A 25547-nucleotide genomic window follows, 5' to 3' on the forward strand; every position below is an offset into this window, starting at 1 on the left:
ACATCGTCGGCTTCTATAACTGCAAGCGCATCAATTCAGCACTGGGCAATCTGCCGCCCGCCGTCTATGAACGGAAAATGGCAGTGCATGAACCTATCGTAGTGTCCGAAATTACTTGACCACCGCATTTTGCGTAGCCCAAGCGAGCTCAACGAGGTGGCCTCTCTCTATAAACGGACGATCCATGGCCATTAACCCTGCCCACTTCCATGCAGTGAACGTGGCGGACACATGCTCCGTTTGGAATATTCTGTCGTCTGAAACGCTACACTCCGCCGCAAAAAATGCCGGATGCTCCTTTTGCATTACAGATGTCGTCCGTTACGAGCTGCTTATCAAGCCCCGTTCCGAAGCGAAGGCGTCGGACATAGAGCTAAGAAAACGACTGGTGCGGGAGCAATCTCTGGGCGGATTTCCAAGCCACACTTGCAGCATTGACGACCTGCGCGTCGTCAGTTCGCTGGAGGGACGAAAGAAGCTTGGCAAAGGTGAACTATCCTCGATTGCCTTCGCGATGAGGATTCGCCAAGCCGTCATCACCGACGATGTGAAGGCTGCCAAGCTTGCTCGAGAATCGGGCCATGACCTCACCCAGACCACGCCCCACTTATTGGCTTGGCTGGATTTTAACGGCGCGCTCAGCGCTCCCGACAAAGTGGCGGTGCTGGCTCAACATGCTGATCTAAATGGCTCATTGGCCGGGCCATTCCAACGAGCGCTCGAGATGGCGAGCCAATGCAAAGCGAACGCTTCAACTACCGCGCCTACGCAGCCTCCGACGGCGCCGCCATCGCCCTAGACCGCTTTTGACGGCGCACCGCGCGTGCACCGCGCAATGGTGCGTCAGGTGTATCAGAAAAAACTCTCCGTATCCAATGGCTCTCGCTTCGCACGCGATTCCCGCTCCGTTGGCTGCCGACGCTTCGATCAGCTGGCAGATCGCGAGGAAGAAAGGCGTCGCCCTACACCTGTCCCTTTCGGATGGCCGCCTGCCTAACCGACTTCACCTTGTGCGCTTCCAGCCAGGCCAACAGGTCGCCTTTTTGATATAGACATTTTTGGTTGGCGCCGACCGTGCCTCTCGCGCCAAGCTGCACATACGTCGGCCCAGCTCCTTGCCGACGCAACGCTTCGAGCGCGCTGACCGAGCTTCGTAAGAACAACGCGGCCTCCCGCGTCGTCAACGGAGCGCTATCTGGTAGTCTGTGCAGGCGGTCCAGCGCCTCCCATGTCGTCGCCTCCATCTAAATCCAATCCAGCGCCTCTTCCATCATTCCTCGCCGCCGTCAATCCTCAAGATGGCCAAAAGTTCGTATCGCGAGCAGGCTGTGGATCACCCAGTTCGCCATGCTCAAGCCAAATCCATCGGAGCTCGCCAGTCCATGGGCAACCTTGTTTCGCAGATTGATCCCCTTGGGGCTGGTGTAGAGCGCTCGCATGTGCAATCGGAACTTCGGGTCCGCCTTCGCTTTGAAGACCTCGTTCATCAGCAGCGCGCCCATGCCGATGGACTCAAACCCTCCTTCTCGGGGATTATGCTTCATCGGGGACTCGCCGAACGCCCTTAGCATTTCGCGCAAACCCGCCTCCACCTGAGGCACGAGCACATGCGTGGCCTTGACGAAATCTCCCGCAAACCACGCCTCCACTCCAGCCTTGAGCAATCCAAGCGAGCTTTCAGGGAACAGCGGGCTTTGGCTCAGGAACGCCAGCAGCCCGTCGGCATCGACCTGCCAGCGCGCCTTGAGCCGTTGAAGCGCTTGATGAAGCCATGGGCTGGACGCGCCGATATAATTCGCCGCCATGTTGACGATCCGGCCCGGCATGTCGTCCTTGACCGAGCCGATAGTCGCCGCCGTAAACCCGTTGTCGTCCATGATTGCGATCGAGATGTTGGCGTGGATCGGCGCATTGGCGGCGTTTTCTTCCACTTGCTTCCGCATGTCCTCTGGCTTGGACATCAAATGGACGGCAATGCGCGCGGCCGCAAGTCTCGCCGAACCCGCTGTCAACGCGTCAAGCCATCGCTCCATCTCTTCCGCTGACACGTTGATCTCGGCAGAAGCAAGCTTCAAGGATTGCCTTGCCTCCTCCGATCGCTCGATGATGGCGGCGTCAACGCGGGAAGCGTCCTCGGCCAAGTTGCTCTGTCGGTAGCGGACGCTGAGGTCTTCAAGCCAAGCGGTCGCCGTCATGGCGTTGCTTTGTTTAGCAAACGTTTCAAAAGCCATCCCCGCCTTTTTTAGCGCGGCCACGCCCTGCTCCGGCTTACGCTCCTTGGCTCCCCACCTGGCTATTCTGTCGGCCGCCTGCAGCGCCTGATGCGGATCGAAGCGCTGACGATCCGATAGGTCGGCGCACACGGCCAACGACTCCTCAAGCCAGCCCAGCAACTCGGCCCGCTCAGCGTCCGCCAGCGTCAACCCCTTGCGGTCGAACGCGAAGTCATCGATCAACCACCACTGGCCCATCTGCCCTGCTGCTCGATTTGTCCGGTTGAAAGCGAAGGCCGCGAGCTTAGCGCGCTCAATCCGCGCGGCATCCTTGACGGATATCGCCAACCCCAACGCGCGGTCCAAGCACCGCCAGGCCTCAAGCAGCCTCAAGGGCTCCGCCGGATCAAGGAGCCTGAGAGAGTCCAAGTAGGCGTCAATTGCCCTCTGCGCCAGCTCGCGCGGCAACGCGATCGACGGCTCGGTCGGGCGCGCCCTATTCCATATCCTGCCGATTTCCCAAGCCAAATCCGCGTAGCGCGCCTGTAGCATAGGATGAGGGCTCTGCTCCGAACGGGCCTTCCAATATTCGATGACCTCGCGATCGATCTGTTCGGCGTCGGGGAAATGTTGCTCCGCTCCATTGGCGTCTAGCCCAGACGAGACGGGGCCAAAATAGGATTCCCAAGGGCCGCGATCCCCCGGCCTTGTGGCGACGAATCGGTGCCCGACGATCTCGGCCGCGCATCCGCGCCGCTCGTCTTCCGTCAACGAGGGCTCGCCAGGAACAAGCCTCTCAAGCTCCACGGAAAACGGGCGCAGCGCCAAATACCCAGATGTCGCCTCGACCTCGGCGATGCGACTCCGAATCGCGGGCAAAACAGATACCGGCATAGCTTTGCTGCCTTAGCAAACAGACGTCGATTCGCCACTTTAACGCAGAGTTGCCAGCGCGGCTATCGCCAACGTCCGGGACATTACCAACCGGAGCAGCCTAGAGCCCTCACGCCCGATTGCCAGCCACAGCAGGCTTCGTTGTTAACGGGTATAATGGCGCTCGCTTCCGCATTACAGTCTTTGGAGGTGTGGGCGGTTCGAACCCGCCGCTGCTGAGGTCTGCCATCTTGTGCATGATTTGCTTTGTTCTGTCGATCCCTCTGGATCAATTTGGACTTATTTTCAACGCAATTCTTAACTTTATGGGAGGCTTTACTATGGATACAAACACCATTTCAGCAGTTACACTCGTCTTATCGAAGTCATTGACCAGCGCCATTTGCGCTATCACGGCAGGCCTCGCAGCGAACGGTATTAGCCCTCACCTATAAAAAGCCCCGATTCGAATCGGGGCTTTTTTTCATTCTGCGGCTTGGATTTTCCCGACTGAGCCGCCCCAAGCCATCTCGTGGGAAGCTATTCCTTCTCGGGCGCCATATTGGTGTAGCGCGAGGTCGTCTGCCCTTCCTTGTGGTGCACCGTCCTGATCCCGCCCTCCTCGATCATGTCTCACTACCCATTTCTTCAAGTCTACACGTTCTTTCATCAATGGGACCTGCCACCATCTTGAGCAGGCATGTTGGCCTGCGCGGAAACGGTTTAGATGGTATATTTCTACCTTGAAAGATCCCGCGTATTTCGAGAGGTGGCTGTGAATATATTTCTGATCGATAGAAACATAGTAAGCGATATAAGAAAATACAATAAAGGCGGAAGGGATCACGATTTTAAATTGGCGTTATCTATTGATAAGTCCACCAATTTTGTGAGTCCACTTATGTCGATCATTGAGGGAAGCCTGAAGCAGCCTCAATCAATGACAAACATGCATGACGCACTTTCTGATGAAACGAACGAGATAGGTAAATTTTACAAGCAAGCAAAAACAGATGCGTTATTTTTGCAAAAAAATTCTTTTCAAATGATTGAGGCGTTTTCTGAAAAAACAAAAGACGACGTCGCCCAATATGCTCCACTAGTAAAATTCTTACAGAGAAAATTAGCTGATCCCGTTCCTCACGAACAAGCAAAAAAGGTCCGAACTGAAATATTGGATTTTGTTGTAGATAACTTTTACTACCCTGGCCACCCTATTGTCGTTTGCGGACTAGCTTGCCTGCACGGCAACATTGGAGCGCAAAAGGTATTAAAGCCGAACGCATCACCTCCCGATGGAGTTGAAAAGCATGCTTACAATGCCTTGCTTGATCTATTGCTTATTTCTCAATTAGCTTATATTCGCAGTCAACATCGAAACTCCCAAAATGTCAGATTTCTAACCCGAGACAAAGGTTTGCAAGATTTTCTTAGTCAAATGAAAGTCTCAGTGAAAAAGAAAATAGTGGATCACAGAGCTGACGTTGAGACCGTATCATACGATTGCACGTATCACATCAATCTTTTTCCGAATATTTTAAATGACAATAAAAAATATAGCATCCTCCTAGATGAAATTTCCATCTTGCAGAGGAAAATTCAATTAGCTAGACCAGTTTTGCGGCCTCTCGCCCGCTCTGTTAAAAATACTATTTCTTTCAAATTCAAAAAATAATAATGCATGGGGAATATATCGATGTGACGATCACGTATTCTCCCATGCATCTTTTTGATACACAATATTGGCACAGAGACCTATTTTGCTTACTCCTTCTCCGGTGCCATGTTGGTGTAGCGCGACGTCGTCTGCCCGTCCTTGTGGTGCACCGTCCAACGCAGCTCTTGCTCCGTCCTGATCCCGCCCGCCTCGATCATGTCGTTCTGGCGCACCCGGTCGATCGTGCGTTTCTCCAAATTCGACACGCTCCGCGCCCCGATCATGTCCGCGATCACCACCGACGACGAGGTGATGGTCTTCAGCACCCTTGAAATGAACGAGCGGCGCGTGTCGTGCATGTGGATGTCCTCCAGCTTCGCGCGCTCCAGCACGCGGCGGAAGTTGGTCTTGAAGCCCTCGATCTTGTAATGAAACACCCGCTCGTCCGTGACAGGGATCGCCTTGAACGCCTCCACGGCCTCGGGCAGCAGGATCACCAGGCGATCCTCGTCCGCCTTGGTTTGGTCCGGGTCAAGATTGATCACCCCGCGCTTGAGGTCCACCTGGCTCCACAGCAGCCCCAGCACCTCGGCCCTGCGCATGCCGGTGGACAGCGCCACGGCGAACACCAGCGGCATCTCCGGGTTCCGGCACCGACGCAGCTCCGTCAACAACGCCTCCTCCTCGGCCTCGGTGATCACCCGGCGGCGGCGCTTCTCCCCGCCCTTCAGCTTGCTCTTGTCGGCCAGGATGAAAGGGTTGTGGCCCGCCAGCCGCTTCCACGCCTTGTTGTCCGTGTAGCGCAGCTTGTTCACCACCGATTGCAGCGCGTAGACCTCCCGCTTCACCGTGCTCTTCGCCCGCCCCTTCCCCAATCTCGCGCTGATGTATTCCGTCGTATCTTGCTCCGTCAGCTCGTCGATATAGAAGTCGCCTATCTCCTTGAGCTCGCGCCCTTTCGCGAACTCCCCCAGCGTCGCCAGCGGCCCGCTCGGCGCGGAGAAGCTCAGCTTGTAGCTGGGGATCAAGACGCGGCGACATCCCATCAGCCGCGCTCTCGCCGCCTTGGCAGTTTGCCGCTCTTTGTCCACCTTCGAGTCCAGGCCCGGCTGCACGTAGGCCTTGATGTAGCTGTCGATGGCGTGGCCCAGGGAGCAGCGGCCCTCCTTGATGAACTCCACCGCCAGCCGCTCGACCTCGGACACCATGAGCGACGCGCGGTCCTTGCCCTGCGCGATCAGCAGCCGGCCTTGGGGCGTCTTGGTGTCTTCAAGGAACAGTTTGGCCCGCTCAAGCTCTTCGAAGGAGCGATCGACGACGAACTCGCCGCGCTCTACGCGCACTCGATAACGGATGGATTTGGATTTGTCGGCGTTTTTCCAGTCGATGACCCGGATGCCGCGAGGAATGGATGATGCCATGATGGCCTTTGGCGTTGGTGGAATCGTTTGTCGAATTCCCCTATTTTTGCGCCAAAAGCCCGGCTGGGCGTTGCTTCGAACCACTGCCGGCTAGCGCCAAGCCTTTGATTCCAAACAAAAATTCTGGTGGGAAGTGCAAGTTTCGAACTTGCGACCCCTGCAGTGTGAATGCAGTGCTCTACCCCTGAGCTAACCTCCCGTTGAGTGCGAGCATTATAGCGCACCGATTACATTTGTAAAAGGGCCCGCTCGAAAATTCTTACGCAGCCGGCAGGGCAAGCGCCGCGCGCCAGATGCAGCTGCCTTTCACCGCCTTGTCCAGGCCGTTGAGCGTGTCCTCGTGCGCGGCCAGTTCGTCGTCGCTGGCGGGCAGCACGATGATGTCGGCCAGCGGCACCGGCTCCAGCAGCACGCCGCCCACTTGCACTTCCTCTTCCACGTCCATGCCCAGGCTGTTCTGGCCGCGCGTCATGGACAGGTAGACGTCCGCCAGCAGCTCAGCATCCAGTAGCGCGCCGTGTAGCTTGCGGTGGGCGTTGGAGATGCCGAAGAAGTCGCACAGCGCGTCCAGCGAGTTGCGCTTGCCTGGACGCATTTCCTTGGCCACCGCCAGCGTGTCGATCACGCCGCTGATGTGGCCCTCGAGCGGCGGCATGTTCAGCAGCCGGTATTCGTGGTTCAGGAAGCCCATGTCGAAGGGCGCGTTGTGGATCACCAGCTCGGCGCCCTGGATATAGTCGTGGAAGCGCTGCGCAATCTCGCGGAATTTGGGCTTGTCGCTCAGGAACTCGGTGGTCAGGCCGTGCACGTTCAGCGCGCCCTCTTCCGAATCCCGCTCCGGGTTGATGTAGACGTGGAAGTTATTCCCGGTCAGCATGCGGTTGACCAGCTCGACGCAGCCGATTTCAATAACGCGGTTGCCCAGTTTGGGGTTGATGCCGGTGGTTTCAGTATCGAGTACGATTTGACGCATGGATTTCTTCAGGAAAGACTAAGAGCAAGCCGGGCAGTATAGCAAAGCCCGGCCACAGGGGCCGGGTTTGCCCGCCCCTTATTTGCGGACCGAGTCCACGCCCTTGTTGGCCAGCTGGTCGGCCCGCTCGTTGCCCGGATGGCCGTTGTGGCCGCGCACCCAGCGCCAGTCCACCTTGTGCACGGACTGCGCCTGGTCCAGCGCCTGCCACAGGTCGGCGTTCTTGACCGGTTCCTTGGCCGAGGTCATCCAGTTGCGCTTTTTCCAGCCGTGTATCCACTCGCTGATACCTTTTTGCACGTACTGGCTGTCGGTGTGCAGCACCACGTCGCAGGGGCGCTTGAGCGCGTTCAGCGATTCGATCACGGCGCGCAATTCCATGCGGTTATTGGTCGTATTCAGTTCGCCGCCAAACATTTCCTTCTCGGCGCCGTCGGCGCGCAGCCACGCCCCCCAGCCACCTGTGCCGGGATTGCCCTTGCATGCGCCGTCGGTAAAAATCTCAACCTTATCCATCCTGCTGTTCCCGCCTTTTGTTCGTTGCCGGCACGCCCGCCGGGGCGGTGGCCGTTTTTTTGGTCCATGCCGGACCGATCAGGTGCATGCCTTTAACGCGCTTGACCGCCTGCACCATGTACACCGCGCCCAGATACGGCCACGAGCGCGACCCCACCTTGTCCATGAAGGCGTAGCGCTGCAGCCATTTTTCGGTGCGGCAAGCGGGCGCGTAGCAGCCAAAATGGCTTTGCGTGGCGCCCAGATTCAATAATTTTAACCAGTCTTTCAGGCGCAGCATAGAGATGAATTCGCCATCGCGCGGCAGGAAATGGTTGCCGGTGATGCGCGCCGTCACTTGCCGCAAGCCCCACAAGCTGGCAGGATTGAAGCCGCAGATGATGAGCTGGCCTTCCGGCCGCAGCACCCGCTCCACTTCGCGCAGCACCTGGTGCGGTTCGGCGGCGAACTCCAGCACGTGCGGCAGCACCACCAGGTCCAGGCTTTGCGAGGCGAACGGCAGCTCGGCGTAGTCCAGCGTGACGGCCACCTGGCGCAGCTCGCTGCCGTCGGCCATGCGCAGCGGACGCGGGCGGGTATCGGCCAGCCATTTGCGCGGCATGCGGTTGGCGGCCAAGGCGTCGATTTGCGGCAGGCCGATCTGCACGGCGTTGAAGCCGAAGATGTCTGCCGTGAGCTCATCAAGGCGCGCCTGCTCCCAGGCGCGCACGTAGGCGCCCGGCGGCGTTTGCAGCCAGCCGTCCAGCGCTATAATGGATTTTTCGGATGCCGCGCTATCCATGCCGCTCTTTCCCTATGACTACTGCCCGCAAGCTTGCCGTCCTCACCGTTCCCGCCTTCAATGACAATTATCTGTGGTTAATCCATGACGGCGTCCACGCCGCCGTGGTGGACCCCGGCGATGCGCAACCCATCCTGGCCGCACTCAAGGCGCACGGACTGGCGCTTACCGCCATTCTACTCACCCATCACCATGCTGACCACACGGGCGGCGTCCCCGCATTATTGCAGCATTACGCCGTGCCCGTGTTCGGGCCGCGCAATGACGGCATCGCCGCTGTGACCCAGCCGCTGGCCGAGGGCGACACGGTGGCTGTGCCGGGGCTGGATTTGCAGCTGTCCGTGCTGGAAGTGCCGGGGCACACGCTGGGCCACATCGCCTATGTACGCTCCGGCGACGAGCCCTGGCTGTTCTGCGGCGACACCTTGTTCGCGGGCGGCTGCGGCCGCCTGTTCGAGGGCACGCCGGCGCAGATGGTGGACTCGCTGAACAAGCTGGCCGCCCTGCCCGCAGCCACCAAGGTGTTTTGCGCGCATGAATACACTTTGTCGAACCTGCGCTTTGCCAGCGCGGTGGAGCCGGGCAACACGGCGCTGCAGGCGCGCGTGGAGGCGGACACGGCCAAGCGCGAGCAAGGCGTGCCCACCGTGCCCAGCACCGTGGGCATGGAGCGCGAAACCAATCCCTTCCTGCGGTATGCCGAGCCGCAGATTGCAGCTCAACTGGTGGCGGCGGGGAAATTGCAAGGCGGCGAAGCGCCGGTGGCCGTGTTCGCGGCTCTGCGGCAGTGGAAAAACTCTTTCTAAGCGAGGCAGGATGAAGCACGTCACATGCTATTTCGACCCCATCAGCCCGTTCGCGTGGCTGGCCACCAAGGAAATCGGCCGCATTGAAGCGGCGGGATGCACGGTGGAGTTCGTGCCGGTGCTATTTGCGGCCATGCTCAATGCGCACGGGCAGAAAGGCCCGGCCGAGATTCCGGCCAAGCGCGTACACACCTTCCGCGATGTGATGCGGCTGGCGGCGGCCAAGGGCTTGCCTTTCGTGGGGCCGCCGGGGCATCCCTTCAATCCGTTGCCGGCCTTGCGCATCAGTACCGCGATTGGCGATGCGGCGGCGCGCAAGCGTTTTGTGCTGGCCATGTATGCGGCCTGCTGGGAGCGCGGGGCCGATGTGTCGGATATGGCGGTGCTGGCCGGGCTGGCCGACGGGTGCGGCCTGGATGGGGACGCGCTGGCGCAGGCTGCGGTGTCGCCGGAGGTGAAGCAGGCGCTGGCGGCTGCGACTGAACAGGCGATTGCGGCGGGCGTGTTTGGCGTGCCGACGTTTGCGTTTGAGGGGGAGTTTTTCTGGGGTGCGGACCGGATTGATTCGCTGCTGTGGCGCCTGGCGGGCAACCATATTGACGAAGTTGCGCTGCAGGCGTTTTTGGATAGGCCGGCGCTGGCGCAGCGCAGGGCTGCTTGACGCTAGCAGCCTGCATTGGCGGGTTACGCTGCGCTAACCCGCCCCCCGCAATTGCACGATGCACGATGCACGAATGATGCGTAGGGCGGATTAGCGGTGGAGCCGCGTAACCCGCCAGCTCGCTTAGATTTCTTCGTACAGCGGCAAGGTCAGGAACTCTGCAAACGCGGTGGACGTCGACATCTCTTCAAAGATCTCGGCGGCGCGCTCGTAGTTCATGCTGCTGCCGTCCGGCGCCGACGCCTTCACCTTCGGCAGTTCCTCGGTAATCATCGCGCGCACCATCTCGGCGGTCACTTTGCGGCCGTCTTCCAGCGTGCCCTTGGACGAACGGATCCATTGCCACACTTGTGAACGGCTGATCTCGGCGGTGGCCGCATCTTCCATCAGGTTGTGGATAGGCACGCAGCCATTGCCGCCCAGCCAGCTGCCCAGGTAGTGGATGCCCACGTTGATGTTGTAGCGCAGGCCCGCTTCGGTGATCGGCGCTTCCGGCTGGAAGTTCAACAGGTCGGCGGCAGTCACTTCCACGTCGGGACGCAGCTTGCCAATCTGGTTAGGCGCGTCGCCCAGCACTTTCTTGAACTCGCCCATGGCCAGGTCCACCAGGCCAGGGTGCGCCACCCAGCCGCCGTCGTAGCCGTCGGTCGCGTCGCGCGCCTTGTCATTGCGCACGCCGCCCATGGCCACGTCGTTCTTTTCCGGATCGTTCTTGATCGGGATCAACGCGGCCATGCCGCCAATGGCCGGCGCGTTGCGCTTGTGGCAGGTCTTCAGCAGCAGCAGCGCGTAGGAGCGCATGAACGGCGCCGTCATGGTCACTTTGGCGCGGTCCGCCAGGCAGAAGTCCTTGTCCAGCTTGAATTTCTTGATGCAGGAGAAGATGTAGTCCCAGCGGCCGGCGTTCAGGCCCGAGCTGTGCTCGCGCAGTTCGTACAGGATCTCGTCCATTTCAAACGCGGCCAGGATGGTTTCGATCAGCACCGTGGCCTTGATGGTGCCTTGCGGCAGGCCCAGTTCGTTCTGCGTCATCACGAAGATGTCGTTCCACAGGCGCGCTTCCAGGTGCGATTCCATCTTCGGCAGGTAGAAGTACGGACCGGCGCCGCGCGCCAGCTGCTCCTTGGCGTTGTGGATCATGAACAGCGCGAAATCGAAAATGCCGCCCGAGATGCGCTTGCCGTCCACCAGCACGTGCTTTTCATCCAGGTGCCAGCCGCGCGGACGCACCACCAAGGTGGCGGTCTTGTCGTTCAGCTTGTACGATTTGCCGTTCTGCTCCAGCGAGATGGTCCGGCGCACCGCGTCCATCATATTGACCTGGCCGCTGATCTGGTTGTCCCAGTTCGGCGTGTTCGAGTCTTCGAAGTCGGTCATATAGCTGTCGGCGCCGGAGTTCAGCGCGTTGATGACCATCTTGCGCTCCACCGGCCCGGTGATTTCCACGCGGCGGCATTCCAGCGCTTTCGGAATCGGCGCAATGGTCCAGTCGCCGGCGCGGATGTGCGCGGTTTCCTTCAGGAAGTCCGGACGCTCGCCTTCATCCAGGCGCTTGGCACGCGCCACGCGGATCGCCAGCAGTTCCTGGCGGCGCGGCTCGAACTCGCGCGACAGCTTGGCCACCAGGGCCAGCGCAGCGGGAGTCAGTACGGTTTCGTAGCCGGGCTTGATGGCGCCGGTAATTTCCATGCCTGCTGGCAGAGTGAGGGTGGCTTGCGTCATGAGATCTCCGATGGTGGTAGGTGTGAATGCCTCAGTATAGGCGCTAGGCGTCTTGCTGTTTTTTCCAGTATATTCACTAAATAGTTATGCAAACAAGACTAAAAATCACTTCATCTATGCGTTTTTTGCACAAGTGAAGAAAAAACAGAGGCTGGAACATCGATGGGACAATTCAGGCAGATCTCCACTTTTGTGGACGTGGTGGCCAAGGGCAGCTTGTCGGCCGCAGCGCGCGCGGAAGGCATAGCGCCCGCCGTTATTGGGCGCAGGCTGGATGCGCTGGAACAAAGGCTGGGTGTGAAACTGCTGCAGCGCACCACCCGCAAGCTGGCGCTGACCAATGAAGGCGCGGCGTTTCTGGAGGACTGCCAGCGCATCCTCACCGAGCTGGAAGATGCCGAAGCGGCGGTGGCGGAACGCAGCGCGCGCGCAACAGGTCACTTGCTGGTGTCCGCGCCGGCCGGGTTTGGGCGGCAGCACGTGGCGCCGCTGCTGCCCTCCTTCCTGTCCGAACACCGCGACGTGCGCGCCACGCTGAACCTGAACGACCGGGTGGTGGACATTATCGGCGAAGGGGTGGATGTGGCGATCCGCATCGCCTCGTTGTCGGATTCCAGCCTGGTGGGCGTGAAGCTCGCCGACAACCAGCGCGTGCTGGTGGCAACGCCTACCTATCTGAAGCGGCACGGCACGCCGCGCTCGCTGGACGACCTTAACAAGCACAACTGCCTCGCCATCAGCAGCGACGGTTCGCAGCGCGGCTGGACGTTCCGGCACGAGGGCAAGATCGTTACGCTGAAAGTGAGCGGAAATATGGGCTGCAACGACGGCGCGGTGCTGCACGACTGGGTGCTGGCCGGCAGAGGGCTGGCGTGGCGTTCGATGTGGGAGGTGGGCGGCGATATCGAGGCCGGACGGCTGCGCACCGTGCTTGACGAGTATGCGGCGCCGGGGAATGATATTTATGCGGTGTTCGCGCAGCGCAACCATCTGCCGCTGCGGATCAGGGCCTTCGTGGACTTCCTGCGCCGTACCTACGCGCAGCCTGGTTACTGGCGCAACGGCAGGGGTCTGACCCCAGGGGTCTGACCCCAGAAGCCACCAAACGTACAGACGAAAAAAAATCCTCGGAAACCGAGGATTTCTTCATCTCGTAAGATTCAGCGTATTACAGTGGCTGAATGTTCGAAGCTTGCTTGCCTTTAGGGCCGGCGGTTACTTCAAACGAAACGCGCTGGTTCTCTTGCAGCGATTTGAAGCCAGCCGATTGGATAGCCGAGAAGTGAGCGAACAGATCTTCGCCGCCTTCGTCAGGGGTAATGAAGCCAAAACCCTTCGAATCATTGAACCATTTTACGATACCAGTTGCCATTACAATTCCTATTTCAGTTAAGTTGGGCTTGCGCCCGTGATATCGTTTGAAGCAAGTAAGAAATGACAGACAAACTGCACTACTCTTGAATCTAACGATCCCGCATTATACCGAATAAAACGAAAAAATCTCGTTTTCACGAAAATAAATGCAAGGATGTGACTTCGGTGGTGTAGCCATCTAGCCAGATCTCCCCGAGCACAAATTCGCGCGGCATAAGTGTCACTATAGACAAGATCCGGAGATCGCGCTTGAGGAAAATCAAACGAGCGCGAAGAAACTTCGGTTTCAGGCCTCGAAAACCGGCGCTTTAGGATCTCGCGCCGCCCAGGCCAGGTAGCGCTCGACTTGCGCCGCCAGCGCCGCCCAGCCGGTCAGCTCGTCAGGACGTTTCCCCAGCAACGGCAAGAGCTCCTGCTCCAAGCGGCGCGCTTCGGCGCCAAACGCGGCGTAGCCGAATGTCGCCGCCGAGCCCGCTACACCGTGCAGCAAAGCGTGCAGTTTTTCCAGCGCGGCGGCATCCGCGTCGGCGTTGCGGCAAAGAGACAAGGCAGCATTAATCGCTTGCAGCGTGGCGGGTATGCCCGCAGCGTACTTGTCGCCCAGCGCGGCCAGCCGCGCACGGAAGTTCGGATCCACCAGGGTCGCCACGCTCTGCCCTCTCCTTCTTACTTGGTGCCGAAGATGCGGTCGCCCGCATCGCCCAGGCCGGGCACGATGTAGGCGTGCTCGTTCAGGTGGCTGTCCAGCGAGGCGCAGTAGATCTTCACGCCGGGATGGGCCTTCTGGAACACTTCAACGCCTTCGGGCGCGGCCACCAGGGCCAGGAAGATAATCTGCTCGTCCGACACGCCGCGCTTTTTCAGCACGTCCACCGCGTGCACGGCGGAATTGCCGGTGGCAACCATCGGGTCGCACAGGATGAAAGTACGCTCGACCAGGTCCGGCAGGCGCACCAGGTATTCCACAGGCTGGTGGGTGTCCGGATCGCGGAACACGCCGATGTGGCCGACGCGGGCCGATGGAACCAGGCTCAGCAGGCCATCGCTCATGCCGATGCCGGCGCGCAGGATGGGGACAATGGCCAGCTTGCGGCCGGCGATAACGGGCGCAGCTATGGTCATCAGCGGGGTTTCGATCTCGCGGGTGCCCAGCGGCAGGTCGCGGGTGATCTCGTAGCCCATCAGCAGGGTGATCTCTTTCAGCAGCTCGCGGAAGGTGCGGGTAGAGGTCGCCTTGTCGCGCATATGGCTCAGCTTGTGCTGGATCAGCGGATGGTCGGTGATGAACAAATTGGGGAAGCGCGGGTCTTGTTTCATGGGGTGCTCATATCTAATCAGTTATAGGCCGCATTATCCCAGCCATCCGGCCCCGGTGGAAAGCTTTTGGACAAAATATTCCAGCCCCCGCCGGATGCCCGTTTTTGCGGCAACTTTGCCCATCTGCTACTCTGTAAAAGGGCTTTTTCGAGCCGCCCCAGGGCTTTTTTGCAAAACATGCATAGATGTTGTCATTTTTCATGTTTTTCGCGCGCCAACAGTGATACATTTCGTTTTGGTTTTGCAACAATAGTTCTGAAAGATAGACTGACACAATGCTATCCAGTGCCCCATCATTGCCCCTGCGCGCCAGCCACAACGAGATGGACAGCCTCATAGAGGAGGCTGGCGATGTCGTTTTCCGGCTCAATTTGCAAGGCGTAGTGCTCTTTGCCAGCAAACGCGCGCAAACGCTGGCGGGCCTGGAACTGGATGGCAAGCCCCTGGCCAACGTCACCAGCGAGACGGACCTGCCGGCGCTGAAGGCGGCGCTGACGGAACTGGTTCAGTCGGCCACGGCAGGGTGCGTGGAACTGCGCCTGAAGGGCGAACAAAACGAAGTCTGGTTCGAGCTGCGCCTGTCCGTGTACGGCCAGGGCGGCGCCGCGCCGGGCATCCTGGTGGTGGGCCGCGACCTCACCGCCCAGCAAGCCACCGAAGAACGCCTGCGCCACATGGCCACCCATGACGCGCTGACCGAACTGCCCAACCGTTTGCTGCTGTCCGACCGCATCCGCATGACCATCGCCCAGGCGCGCCGTTCCGGCCAGGGCTTCTCGGTGGCGACGGTGGGCATAGACGGCTTCAAGAAAGTCAACGATGGCCTGGGCCACCCGGTGGGCGACGCGGTGCTGCGCATGGCAGCCGCGCGCCTGCGCAAGACCCTGCGCGACTCGGACACCCTGGCCCGCGTCGGCGGCGACGAGTTCGTGGCCGTGCTGCCCGGCACCGCCACCGAAGCCCAGATCAAGCTGGTCACGGGCCGCTTGCTGGCCACGCTGCAGGCGCCGTTTGAAATCGACAGCCACACCATCTACCTCGGCGCCTCGGTCGGCGTGTCGGTCTATCCGCAGCACGCCGAAGACGAAGTGCGGCTGGTGGCCCTGGCCGACGCCGCCATGTCGCGCGCCAAGGAAACCGGCAAGGCGCGCTGCGTGGTCTACAGCGCCCGCCTCAGCGGCCCGCCCGAGCACGACATTTCGCTGGAAGCGGCCATGTTCCAGGCCGTGCGCGAAGGCGAATTCATGCTGTACTACCAGCCCATCGTGGACGCCCGCACGCGCGAGATCGAAGGCTTTGAAACGCTGATGCGCTGGAAGCACCCTACCCTGGGCATGGTGCCGCCGGTGCGCTTTATTCCGATCGCTGAAACCAACGGCCTGATCAACCTGCTCGGCGCCTGGGCGCTGAAGGCGGCCTGCGTGCAGCTCAAGCAGTTCGAGGAGGTTGCCAAGCGGCCATTGTATATTTCTGTTAACATTAGCCCTCGGCAATTCCGCAACGACAAATTCCTCGACGTACTGGACGACGCAATGGCGTTCTCCGGCCTCCCAGGTGAGCAATTGGTACTAGAAATTACAGAAGGCACGCTGATGATCGATCCGGCCCACGCCGAAACGATCCTGACCCGGATGGCGGAGCGCAAGGCGCGCATCGCCATTGACGACTTTGGCACCGGCTACTCCTCGCTGGCCTACCTGAAGCGCTTCCCCATCTCCGTGCTGAAAATCGACCGCGCCTTCATCCGCGACCTGCCCGGCTCGCAGAAGGATGGCGCCATCTGCAACGCCGTGCTGGACCTGGCCAAGCACCTGGACCTGTCCGTGGTGGCCGAGGGCGTGGAAACCGAAGAGCAACTGGCCCATTTGCAGGAGCGCGGCTGCCAGTACATCCAGGGCTACCTCACCGGCAAGCCGATGGCTGCCCACGTGGCCATGGCGGCCCTGCGCGAGCGCACTTACGCCAATCTCGTGCCGCAGGAGACGCGGCTGGATTCCAGGCCGGATCCGAGGCAGGTGCAGGCATGAACCAGGCGCAGACAGCCGACGGCGCCAAGACCCTGTCCCTGCTGTGGGACCGCACCCGCATGCAGGGCGACATGCCCGGCTTCGCCAAGGCGATTTCCGCCATCCTCGGCGCCATGCGCGGCGAGGACGAGAGCGATTTCAACATGACGCAGACGGTGCTGTCGGACCCGGTCCTGACGCAGAAGGTACTGCGCCTGGCCAACAGCGGCATGTATTCGGCCTTCGGCCAGCACGTCAACACCGTCAGCAAGGCGGTGCTGGTGCTGGGCACGGAGGCCATCGGCCACCTGGCGCTGGGCCTGAAGCTGATTGAAGAACTGTCCGCCACCTCGACCGACTCGGTGGCCGGCTCCTCCTGCGCCCATATTGAAATGGAAAAGGCCGTGCTGGCCGGCATGGTGGCGCAGCAGGTGGCCACCAGCGCCAACAGCCGCCACGCGGAAGAAGCCGTGGTGTGCTCGCTGCTGCACACGCTGGGCCGCATGATGATCACCTTCTACATGCCCGAGCGCTGGAGCGAAATGCAGAAGCTGGCCGGCATCGACAAGGAGAACGACGCCGCCATGCAGGTGCTGGGCTTGAGCATGGAAGACGTGGGCAGCGCGGCAGCAGCCCACTGGGGCCTGCCGAAAAATCTGATCAGCGGCATGCGCAGCGTGGCGCCGCCCGAAGATGGCCAGGAAGTCAGCCACGCCGACTGGATCGCCGGCCTGTCCACCATGTCGGCCCGCTGCGCGGACGCGCTGTGGCACGACGACGAAGCCGGCGCGGAGGAAGTCAAGCGCATCACCGAAAGCTACTCCGGCATGCTGGGCGTGGACGCCGAAAAAATGAGCGCGGCCATAGAACGGGCCAAGGAAGTGGCGGCCAATGACTTGTCCATCGCGCCGCTGTCCAAGCCGGCCGAACGCCGCGCCAAGGCCCTGGCCAAGACGCGCCAGCGCGCCGCCGGCAACAACATCCTGCTCAGCGGCCTGGCCGATATGCGCGACCTGGTCGACTCGGCCAGCCCGGGGCAAATGGTCTCCATCGCGCTCGAGACGGTGTACAAGGGACTGGACTTCTCGCGCGCCGTCGCCTTTGTGCGCAACCACCGTGAGGGCCGCTACGCCGCCAAGATGTGCTTCGGTGAAGGCGTCAAGGACAAGCTGGGCGAAATGGTGTTCAACGAAGCCTATGAACCCAACGTCTTCCACGCCGCACTCAATAGCGACCGCGTGATCTTCATTGAAAACGCGCGCGATCCTAAATTCGCCACCAAGCTGCCGGCCTGGTGGAAGTCCACCCTGTCCGAAGCGCGCAGCTTCGTCATCCTGCCGCTGCAATCGAACTCGCAGCCGGCCGGCTTTATCTACGGCGACTGGGACGAATCCTTCCCGCCCATCCAGCTCAGCCAGACCGAATTCAGCCTGCTCAACGACATGCGCGCCCTGGTCGTCAAGGCGGTGGAGCGCCGCTTGCACTTGGAGACGGTGGGCAACCGGGTCGCGTAAAGTGTCGAAAAACTTTACACGTTACAGAATAAAGATGCCCCATGACACAATTACTTGCCTATAAGTAACTGCATTTACGCAACTTTCTCGTCGGGCAAGCCTCCTGGCTTGCATCTTGCTTGTTATGCCGCACTGCATCGCGCACGCCACCCTGACCCCATCCTATCCACCACCGGGCGGCGTTACCTTTTCCGGCGCCGGCACCCAGGGCGCCACCGGCGGCCGCACCAACACCTACAGCGGCTTCAACACCAGCGCGTTCGGCCAACTGTATTGGGGCGCCAGCACGGCGTCCCTGCCAGGCGCTGCGCTGGACGGCTCGGTCGACCCGCTGACCTTCAGCAGCATCAACGGCACCACCGCCACCTGGACCGGCGTCACGAACTGGTACGACCAGCAAAATGGCGTCACCGGCACCGTGCAGATGCGCCTGTTGATCGACATCGGCGGCCTGGGCGCCACCCCATGGCTGCTCGCCAGCGCCATTGCCGACATGAATGCGGCCGCCGGCGCCGTGGTCAACGTCAGTTCGGCAGCCAGCTTCACCGCCAACCTGCAATTCCAGGCCAACACCGGTTCGGGCTTCCAGGCTATCAACAATATCAGCGTACTGCAGGGCAACACCCGCACCAGCTTCGGCGGCGCGTTCTACGCAACCCCGGCACAGACCAGCAACGTTCCTGAGCCTGGCTCGCTGGCCTTGGCCTCCCTGGGCCTGGGTGCGCTGGCCCTGATCCGCCGCCGCAAGGCAGCAGCAAACTAAGCGCCGCTGCTTCCGCTGGCGGCCTGGCCCTGCCTCTGCCAGCGGAACGACAGCCCCGCCGCAACGGCCGCGCATGCGGCCAGCGCGGCGGCCACGTAGTAGATCGATTCCGCCCCCAGCCTTTCCCAGCACTGCGACAAGCCCAGTCCGCCCAGCGTGCCGCCCACCCCATACGAAATGCTGATGTACAGCGCCTGTCCGCGCGCCTGCAGCGGCCCGGCGAACCAGCGCTGCATGGCCAGTACGGACGATGAATGGTGCAGCGCAAACGTGGCAGCGTGCAGCAGCTGGGCCAGCACCAGCAGCGCCAGCCAGTGCGCGCCGGTACCTATCATGATGAAGCGCACCACGGCCGCCGCGAACGCCAGCATCAGCATGCGCTGCGCGCCCCAGCGCTTGAGCAGCGGCGCCTGGAAATAAAACAGCAGCACCTCCGCCACCACACCCGTCGACCACATGGCCCCGATCACCGTCTTGCTGTAGCCGGCCCGCTCGAGGTAGAGCGAATAAAAGGTGTACAGCGACGTATGGGCGGACACCATCAGCGCGGTGGACGCGAAGAAGGCCAGCACCTCGCGCTGGCGCAGCACGGCCAGCAGCGCCGGGCGCGGCCCCGCGTGCTGCATGCGCGGCACCTCGCGCATGCGGAAAGCCGCCACTATCACGCACACCAGCAGCGCGCCCGCAGCCCAGGGCAAGGCGCGCGTGCCCCAGTAGTCCAAGGCGTAGGCGGTCAGCATGGTGGCGATGATGAAGCCGATGGAACCCCACAGGCGGATGCGGCCATAGTGCGTCAGGTCGCCGCGCATTTCGGACAGCATCAGGGCCTCGCAGATCGGGCCTTGCGCGCTGGTGAACAGGTTGAGCAGCACCATGGCCGCAAAGAAGTGCGCGAAGGTGGAGCCGATGAAGAAGCCGGAGAAGGCCGTGAGCGCCGCCAGGCCGGTCATGCGCAGCACCACCACGCGGCGCTCGGTGTGGTCGGCCACCCAGCCCCACAGGTTGGGGCCGAAGATGCGCAGCACCTGGATCAGCGACATCAGCACGCCGATCTGCGCCACCGTCAAGCCCTTGTCCGCGAAGAACAGGCTGGCGTAAGTGGAGAAAGTGCCCGCGTGGGCGTAGTAGAAAAACAGGAAGGAGCCGAAGCTGAAAAACTGTGTGGGCATATAGGGGACTGCAGACTGCTGGGGTCAGACCCATCGGGTCCGACCCCTGACCTTGCCTCAGATTCCGCGCGCGATATCCGGCGTGGCCACGCGCACGTCGCCGCACTGGGCGCGGTGCATCAGGGCGTGGTCCATCAGCACCAGCGCCAGCATGGCTTCGGCGATCGGCGTTGCACGTATGCCTACGCAGGGATCATGGCGGCCGAAGGTCTCCACCATGACGGGATTGCCTTCCTTGTCGATGGAGCGGCGCGGCGTGCGGATCGACGACGTGGGCTTGATGGCGATCGACACCGTGATGTCCTGCCCGGTCGAAATGCCGCCCAGCACACCGCCGGCGTTATTGCCGATGAAGCCTCCCGGCGTCAGCTCGTCGCCGTGCTCGGTGCCGCGCTGCGCCACCGACTTGAAGCCCGCGCCTATCTCCACGCCCTTCACGGCGTTAATGCCCATCATGGCGTAGGCGATGTCGGCGTCCAGCTTGTCGTAGATCGGCTGGCCCAGGCCCACGGGCACGTTCTGCGCCACCACGTCGATGCGCGCGCCGATGGAGTCGCCGTCCTTGCGCAGCGCATCCATCGCGTCCTCCATGCGGGCGATCAGCGCCGCGTCGCCGCTGGCGGCGAAGAAGGGATTGTTCGGCACATGCTCCCAGCCCTCGAACGGCACCGGAATGTCGCCCAGCTGGCTCATGCAGCCCTTGAACACCGTGCCGTACTGCTGCTGCAGCCATTTCTTGGCCACCGCCGCCGCGCCCACGATGGGCGCCGTCAGACGCGCCGACGAGCGGCCGCCGCCGCGCGGGTCGCGCACGCCGTACTTGTGCCAGTAGGTGTAGTCCGCATGGCCAGGGCGGAAGCTTTCGGTGATGTTGCCGTAGTCCTTGCTGCGCTGGTCCTCATTGCGGATCAGCAGCGCAATCGGGGTGCCGGTGGTCACGCCCTGGTACACGCCGGACAGGATCTCCACCCGGTCCGGTTCCTGGCGTTGGGTTACGTGGCGCGAGGTGCCGGGCTTGCGGCGGTCCAGCTCGGGCTGGATATCGGCTTCGCTCAGCGCCAGGCCCGGAGGGCAGCCGTCAATTACGCAACCGATCGCAATACCATGCGATTCGCCGAAAGTGCTTACAGAAAACAGCTTGCCAAAGGAGTTGCCGGACATAGGTAGAAGTATGAGTGGACTGAGGGAATCCTTCAATTCTACCAGTCCCCCGCCTTGCCCGTGGCAATCATGCCAAAACAGTACGTAAAAGTACTAAAACTTGCAATATATAAATCCAAATTTAACAATGCGCTTGCTATAACGATAAAATGTCGTTATTGGTACTAGGAAAGTACTGAAATGATCGTTCTCTTTAACAATTCGCTATATACTTGAACCAAGAACACCGAGATATCTGGAGAAGCGACACATGCCCGCACCGATCACGCCCCTTGACCAAAACAAGGACGATCAAGACGATCTGGTATTCTTAGAAGAACATCCGGCCGAGCCGGCGGCGCACCCCACCCGCGAGGTCTGGCGCGTGATGATTATCGACGACGACGAAGACGTCCACTCGACCACCACCTTCGCGCTCGGCAATCTGGACATGCAGCAGCGGCCGCTGGAATTCGTGCACGCCTACTCCGCCAGCCAGGCCCGCGAAATGCTCAAGCATGAGCAGGACATCGCCGTCATCCTGCTCGACGTGGTGATGGAACAGGACGACGCCGGCCTGCACCTGGTGCGCTACATCCGCGAAACGCTGAAACTGGCCGACGTGCGCATCATCCTGCGCACCGGCCAACCCGGCTACGCGCCGGAAATCGACGCCATCCGCGACTACGACATCAACGACTACAAGACCAAGTCCGAGCTGACCCGCATCAAGCTGTTTACCACCGTCACGGCGGCGATACGCTCCTACGAACAAATCCGCAAGATCAGCAACAGCCGGCGCGGCCTGGACCAGATCGTCCACGCCAGCACGGAGCTGATGTCGCTGCACGGCGTGCACAACTTCGCCGCCGGCGTGCTGGCGCAGATCGCCTCGCTGCTGCACCAGCCGGCGCACGGCGTGCTGTGCGTGCAGGAATGCCCGGACAGCGGCTGCCACGAACTGATGGCCATGGCCGCCGCCGGCAGTTTCTCCCACCTGGACGGCCTGCAGGTCACCAGCGCCAACGACCAGCGCGTCTCCGAGGCCATGGAACACACGCTGGACGAACGCCGCAACCACTACGGCAATGGCGCCATCACGCTGTACTTCGCGGGCAAGGCCAGCCGCGCCTTCGTGGCGTATTTGCTGGTGGACCGTCCCATCAGCGAGATCGAGGAGAGGCTGCTGGAAGTTTTTTGCAGCAACGTGGCCGTGGGCCTGGACAACGTGGAGCTGGTGTCGCACCTGCACAATGCGGCCTTCTACGACCAGCTCTCCAAGCTGCCCAACCGCACCCGCCTGGTCGAAATCCTGGACGCGGCGCTGGCCGGTCCGGCCAAGCAGGACGCCAGCCTGGCGCTGGTGGACCTGGACCATTTCGCCGAAACCAACGACGCCCTCGGCCACCAGTTCGGCGACTTGCTGCTGCTGGCCGTGGCAGACCGCCTGCAAACCAGCCTGGGCCAGCAGCTCACGGTGGCGCGCATCGGCGGCGACATCTTCTGCGTGCTGGGCGACGCCGCGCAAGTGAATCCGGCCATGATACTGGCGCTGTTCCAGGTGCCGTTCAGCATAGACGGCCAGGACGTGCAGCTGTCCGCCACGCTGGGCCTGGTGCGCCTGGGCGAGCATGACGGCACCGGCGCCGACGCGCTGAAAGACGCCGACATCGCCCTCAAGCGCGCAAAGACCCAGCAGCGCGCCGGCCACTTCTACTTCTCGCGCAGCATGGGCGTGGAGATCCGCGAGCGGGTGCGCATGATGCATGCGCTGCGCACCGGCTTCAGCCAGAACCAGCTGTTCGTGGTGTACCAGCCGCAGATCGACCTGGCCACGCGCCGCCCGGTCGGCGCCGAGGCGCTGCTGCGCTGGCAAACGCCGGACGGCAAGTTCATCTCGCCGGACCGCTTCATTCCGATTGCCGAGTATTCCGGCCTGATTATCGACCTGGGCGAGTGGGTCATGCGCACCGCCTGCCGCGAACTGGTGACGCTGCGCGCCGCCGGCCACGACAACTTCACCATGTCGATCAACGTATCGCAGGTGCAGTTCCGCCATCCCTACTTCCTCGAAATGCTGCGCCGCGCGCTGGCCGACACCGGCGCGCCGCCGGAGTTCGTGGAGCTGGAGATTACCGAGTCCATGGCGATGGAAGAACCGGACCTGCTGATCAAGATGCTGGGCCAGATCAAGCAGACCGGCGTCAGCATCGCGATAGACGATTTCGGCACCGGCTTCTCGTCGCTGTCTTATCTGCAGCGGTTGCAGATCGACCGGCTGAAGATAGACCGGGCCTTCGTCACCGAGATCACCGGCTCGGCGCGCGGCAGCAGCATCGCCGAGATGGTGATACAGCTGGGCCGCAACCTCGGCCTGGCGGTGATTGCGGAGGGCGTGGAAGACGAACGCCAGGCGCAGATCCTGCAAGCGCTGGGCTGCCCGCTCGCGCAAGGCTTCCTGTTCGCCCGCCCGATGACGGCGGACGCCCTCAACGGCTGGCTTAGCAACGACGCGCTGGAAGGCGTCGCGTAACGCTGGCGGGTTACGGCTACGCCTAACCCGCCCTAAGCCTTCCCGCCAGCCAGCAAAGTACCCATTCACGTAGGGCGGGTTAGGCGGCACGCCGTAACCCGCCAAACCGCGGCGCAAACAAAAAAACGCTATCCGAAGATAGCGTTTTTTGTTTGCGGAGCCGGTTTAGTCCGCCGGCTGTTCTTCCTCGGCCGGCCAATCGCGGATGTAGGCTTTCAGCATGCGGTTCTCGAAGCTCTGCTGCTCCAGCACCGCGCGCGCCACGTCGTAAAACGAGATCACGCCCAGCAGGGTTTTCGCGTTCATCACCGGCAGATAGCGCGCGTGCTTCTCCAGCATGATGCGGCGCACTTCGTTCACTTCGGTATCCGGCGTCACGGTGATCGGGTGGTCCTCCATGTGCTTGCGCACCGTGCCGCCGCCCACCGAGCCCTTGTTCTCATGCAGCGCCTTGAGCACTTCGCGGAAGGTCAGCATGCCGACCAGATCGCCGAACTCCATCACCACCAGCGAACCGATATCCTTTTCCGCCATCGTCGTGGCGGCGTCGGCCAGCGGCTGATCAGGCGTGATGGTGTAGAGGATATTGCCTTTAACTTGCAGAATTTCGGAGACTTTCATTTTGGGCCGTCCTGTCCGTGTGAATGGGGTTTTGTAGTTATTGTAAGCCTTACTGCGAATGTAGCGTATGCCCGGCAAAAAATCCAGCATTGCGCAATATCAAATATTGCACGCTGTTGCTGCCAGCCGAATCGCGGTAGGATCTTGCCACGTCAATAACCATAACGAGACATTCATGAGCGGTCCCCACTACCCTGGCTTCGATACGCTTGCCTTGCACGCTGGCGCCGCGCCCGACCCGGCCACCGGCGCACGTGCAACCCCCATCCACTTCACCTCCTCCTTCGCCTTCCGCGACTCGGACCACGCCGCCGCCCTGTTCAATATGGAGCGCGCCGGCCATGTTTATTCGCGCATTTCCAATCCCACCAACGCCGTGCTGGAAGAGCGCATCGCCGCGCTGGAAGGCGGCGTGGCGGGCATCGCCACCGCCAGCGGGCAGGCCGCCATGCACCTCGGCCTGGCCACCATCGCCGGCGCCGGATCGCACATCGTCGCGTCGCGGGCGCTGTACGGCGGCTCGCACAACCTGCTGGGCTACACGCTGAAGCGCTTCGGCATCGCCACCACCTTTGTCGACCCGCGCGACATCGACGCCTGGCGCGCCGCCATCCGCCCCGAGACCAAGGTGCTGTTCGCCGAAACGCTGGGCAATCCGGGCCTGGACGTGCTGAACGTGCCCGCCGTGGCCGCGCTGGCGCACGAGCACCATCTGCCGCTGATGGTAGACTCCACTTTCACCACGCCATATTTGCTCAAGCCCTTCGACCACGGCGCCGACCTGGTGTTCCACTCCGCCACCAAGTTCCTGTGCGGGCACGGCACCGCCATCGGCGGCCTGCTGGTGGACGGCGGCACATTCGACTGGCAGGCCGCCTACGACCAGACCGGCCGCTTTGCCGAACTGTGCGAGCCGTATGACGGCTTCCACGGCATGGTGTTCGCCGAAGAGTCCACCGTGGCGCCGTTTGCGCTGCGCGCGCGGCGCGAGGGCCTGCGCGACTTCGGCGCCGTCATGAGTCCGCACAACGCCTTCGCCGTGCTGCAGGGCATAGAGACGCTGGGCCTGCGCATGGAACGCCACGTCGCCAACACGCGCAAGGTGGTGGAATTCCTGCTGGCGCATCCGGCGGTGGAATCGGTGTCCTATCCCGAGCTGGAATCGCATCCGGACTACGAGCTGGCCAAGACCCTGCTGCCCAAAGGCTGCGGCGCCGTGTTCACCTTCACCATCAAGGGCGACCGCGCCGCCGGCCGCCGCTTTGCCGACAGCCTGGCCGTGTTCTCGCACCTGGCCAATGTGGGCGACGCCAAGTCGCTGGTGATACATCCGGCGTCCACCACGCACTTCCGCGTGCCTGCCGAGCAGTTGGCTGCATCCGGCATTGCCGAAGGCACCATGCGCCTCTCCGTCGGCCTGGAGGACGCGGACGACCTGATCGAAGACCTGGCGCGCGGCCTCAAGCTGTCGCAGAAAGGAGGCTGAG

General features: G+C 61.7%; 22 protein-coding genes and 1 tRNA gene. 10 read left to right on the forward strand and 13 right to left on the reverse strand.

Translation table 11 applies throughout. From position 1 onward, the window contains the following. The first annotated feature begins 184 nt into the window (after positions 1-184). The gene (locus tag GTP77_RS24535) at positions 185-799 is read left to right on the forward strand and encodes a hypothetical protein (RefSeq protein WP_161074785.1); all 615 of its coding nucleotides are present in this window, start codon (positions 185-187) and stop codon (positions 797-799) included. Between the two features lie 487 nt (positions 800-1286). Here the strand turns inward: GTP77_RS24535 and GTP77_RS24540 are convergent, their stop codons facing one another. After that, positions 1287-3107 carry a DUF4209 domain-containing protein gene (locus GTP77_RS24540; protein ID WP_161074786.1) on the reverse strand — a complete coding sequence of 607 codons (1821 nt, stop codon included), beginning with the start codon at positions 3105-3107 and terminating at the stop codon, positions 1287-1289. A 754-nt stretch (positions 3108-3861) separates the two neighbouring features. Between GTP77_RS24540 and GTP77_RS24545 the strand changes: the two genes are divergently transcribed. After that, positions 3862-4761, forward strand: a complete 900-nt coding sequence (locus GTP77_RS24545; RefSeq protein ID WP_161074787.1) for a hypothetical protein — start codon at positions 3862-3864, stop codon at positions 4759-4761. Between the two features lie 89 nt (positions 4762-4850). Here GTP77_RS24545 and GTP77_RS24550 read toward each other — a convergent pair whose 3' ends face one another. The 5 genes from GTP77_RS24550 to GTP77_RS24570 form a co-directional block, all read right to left on the reverse strand. Then, on the reverse strand, positions 4851-6164 hold the full coding sequence (locus tag GTP77_RS24550; protein WP_187358841.1) for a site-specific integrase: 1314 nt from the start codon (positions 6162-6164) through the stop codon (positions 4851-4853). Positions 6165-6288: 124 nt separating this feature from the next. Then, positions 6289-6363 (reverse strand) — tRNA-Val (locus GTP77_RS24555). Positions 6364-6423: 60 nt separating this feature from the next. Beyond that, on the reverse strand, positions 6424-7137 hold the full coding sequence (dnaQ, locus tag GTP77_RS24560; protein WP_161074788.1) for a DNA polymerase III subunit epsilon: 714 nt from the start codon (positions 7135-7137) through the stop codon (positions 6424-6426). A gap of 78 nt (positions 7138-7215) precedes the next feature. After that, positions 7216-7653 carry a ribonuclease HI gene (rnhA, locus tag GTP77_RS24565; protein WP_161074789.1) on the reverse strand — a complete coding sequence of 146 codons (438 nt, stop codon included), beginning with the start codon at positions 7651-7653 and terminating at the stop codon, positions 7216-7218. Then, positions 7646-8434 carry a class I SAM-dependent methyltransferase gene (locus GTP77_RS24570; protein WP_161074790.1) on the reverse strand — a complete coding sequence of 263 codons (789 nt, stop codon included), beginning with the start codon at positions 8432-8434 and terminating at the stop codon, positions 7646-7648. The genes rnhA and GTP77_RS24570 overlap by 8 nt, the downstream gene beginning before the upstream one ends. Before the next feature lie 14 nt (positions 8435-8448). Between GTP77_RS24570 and gloB the strand changes: the two genes are divergently transcribed. Both gloB and GTP77_RS24580 read left to right on the forward strand, forming a co-directional pair. Beyond that, positions 8449-9240, forward strand: coding sequence for a hydroxyacylglutathione hydrolase (gene gloB, locus GTP77_RS24575; RefSeq protein WP_161074791.1), 792 nt, complete (start codon positions 8449-8451; stop codon positions 9238-9240). 10 nt (positions 9241-9250) lie between these two features. Further along, complete coding sequence (locus GTP77_RS24580; protein ID WP_161074792.1) at positions 9251-9901, forward strand: 2-hydroxychromene-2-carboxylate isomerase; 651 nt, start codon at positions 9251-9253, stop codon at positions 9899-9901. Positions 9902-10024: 123 nt separating this feature from the next. On the opposite strand, the gene aceB is transcribed toward GTP77_RS24580, so the two are convergent. After that, positions 10025-11623 (reverse strand): malate synthase A, encoded by a 1599-nt coding sequence (gene aceB, locus GTP77_RS24585; protein WP_161074793.1) that lies wholly within the window; start codon positions 11621-11623, stop codon positions 10025-10027. A 162-nt stretch (positions 11624-11785) separates the two neighbouring features. On the opposite strand from aceB, the gene GTP77_RS24590 reads away from it, so the two are divergent. Continuing rightward, positions 11786-12712 carry a LysR family transcriptional regulator gene (locus GTP77_RS24590; RefSeq protein ID WP_161074794.1) on the forward strand — a complete coding sequence of 309 codons (927 nt, stop codon included), beginning with the start codon at positions 11786-11788 and terminating at the stop codon, positions 12710-12712. A gap of 79 nt (positions 12713-12791) precedes the next feature. On the opposite strand, the gene GTP77_RS24595 is transcribed toward GTP77_RS24590, so the two are convergent. From GTP77_RS24595 to upp, 3 genes are all read right to left on the reverse strand, one after another. Beyond that, on the reverse strand, positions 12792-12995 hold the full coding sequence (locus GTP77_RS24595) for a cold-shock protein (protein WP_008448165.1): 204 nt from the start codon (positions 12993-12995) through the stop codon (positions 12792-12794). A 288-nt stretch (positions 12996-13283) separates the two neighbouring features. Beyond that, complete coding sequence (locus tag GTP77_RS24600) at positions 13284-13646, reverse strand: Hpt domain-containing protein (RefSeq protein WP_161074795.1); 363 nt, start codon at positions 13644-13646, stop codon at positions 13284-13286. A gap of 17 nt (positions 13647-13663) precedes the next feature. Further along, on the reverse strand, positions 13664-14314 hold the full coding sequence (gene upp / locus GTP77_RS24605) for a uracil phosphoribosyltransferase (RefSeq protein WP_161074796.1): 651 nt from the start codon (positions 14312-14314) through the stop codon (positions 13664-13666). A gap of 275 nt (positions 14315-14589) precedes the next feature. Here upp and GTP77_RS24610 point away from each other — a divergent pair, with 275 nt between their 5' ends. The 3 genes from GTP77_RS24610 to GTP77_RS24620 all read left to right on the forward strand — a co-directional run bounded on the left by GTP77_RS24610 (position 14590) and on the right by GTP77_RS24620 (position 18597). After that, positions 14590-16341 carry a putative bifunctional diguanylate cyclase/phosphodiesterase gene (locus GTP77_RS24610; RefSeq protein WP_161074797.1) on the forward strand — a complete coding sequence of 584 codons (1752 nt, stop codon included), beginning with the start codon at positions 14590-14592 and terminating at the stop codon, positions 16339-16341. Further along, complete coding sequence (locus GTP77_RS24615) at positions 16338-17834, forward strand: HDOD domain-containing protein (RefSeq protein ID WP_229202356.1); 1497 nt, start codon at positions 16338-16340, stop codon at positions 17832-17834. Before GTP77_RS24610 ends, GTP77_RS24615 begins: the two co-directional genes overlap by 4 nt. Before the next feature lie 124 nt (positions 17835-17958). Beyond that, a complete protein-coding gene (locus GTP77_RS24620) occupies positions 17959-18597 on the forward strand; it encodes a PEP-CTERM sorting domain-containing protein (protein WP_161074798.1) in 639 nt (212 codons plus the stop codon). Here the strand turns inward: GTP77_RS24620 and GTP77_RS24625 are convergent. After that, complete coding sequence (locus GTP77_RS24625; protein WP_161074799.1) at positions 18594-19766, reverse strand: MFS transporter; 1173 nt, start codon at positions 19764-19766, stop codon at positions 18594-18596. The genes GTP77_RS24620 and GTP77_RS24625 overlap by 4 nt on opposite strands. A 57-nt stretch (positions 19767-19823) precedes the next feature. After that, positions 19824-20927, reverse strand: a complete 1104-nt coding sequence (gene aroC, locus GTP77_RS24630; RefSeq protein WP_161074800.1) for a chorismate synthase — start codon at positions 20925-20927, stop codon at positions 19824-19826. 250 nt (positions 20928-21177) lie between these two features. Here aroC and GTP77_RS24635 point away from each other — a divergent pair, with 250 nt between their 5' ends. Continuing rightward, positions 21178-23439, forward strand: coding sequence for a GGDEF/EAL domain-containing response regulator (locus GTP77_RS24635; RefSeq protein ID WP_161074801.1), 2262 nt, complete (start codon positions 21178-21180; stop codon positions 23437-23439). 165 nt (positions 23440-23604) lie between these two features. Here the strand turns inward: GTP77_RS24635 and GTP77_RS24640 are convergent, their stop codons facing one another. Beyond that, on the reverse strand, positions 23605-24060 hold the full coding sequence (locus GTP77_RS24640) for a CBS domain-containing protein (protein WP_161074802.1): 456 nt from the start codon (positions 24058-24060) through the stop codon (positions 23605-23607). Between the two features lie 175 nt (positions 24061-24235). On the opposite strand from GTP77_RS24640, the gene GTP77_RS24645 reads away from it, so the two are divergent. Then, a complete protein-coding gene (locus GTP77_RS24645) occupies positions 24236-25546 on the forward strand; it encodes an O-acetylhomoserine aminocarboxypropyltransferase (protein WP_161074803.1) in 1311 nt (436 codons plus the stop codon). Position 25547 lies beyond the last annotated feature (1 nt).

It is taken from the genome of Pseudoduganella aquatica (genome assembly GCF_009857595.1).
GTDB lineage: Bacteria > Pseudomonadota > Gammaproteobacteria > Burkholderiales > Burkholderiaceae_D > Rugamonas > Rugamonas aquatica_A.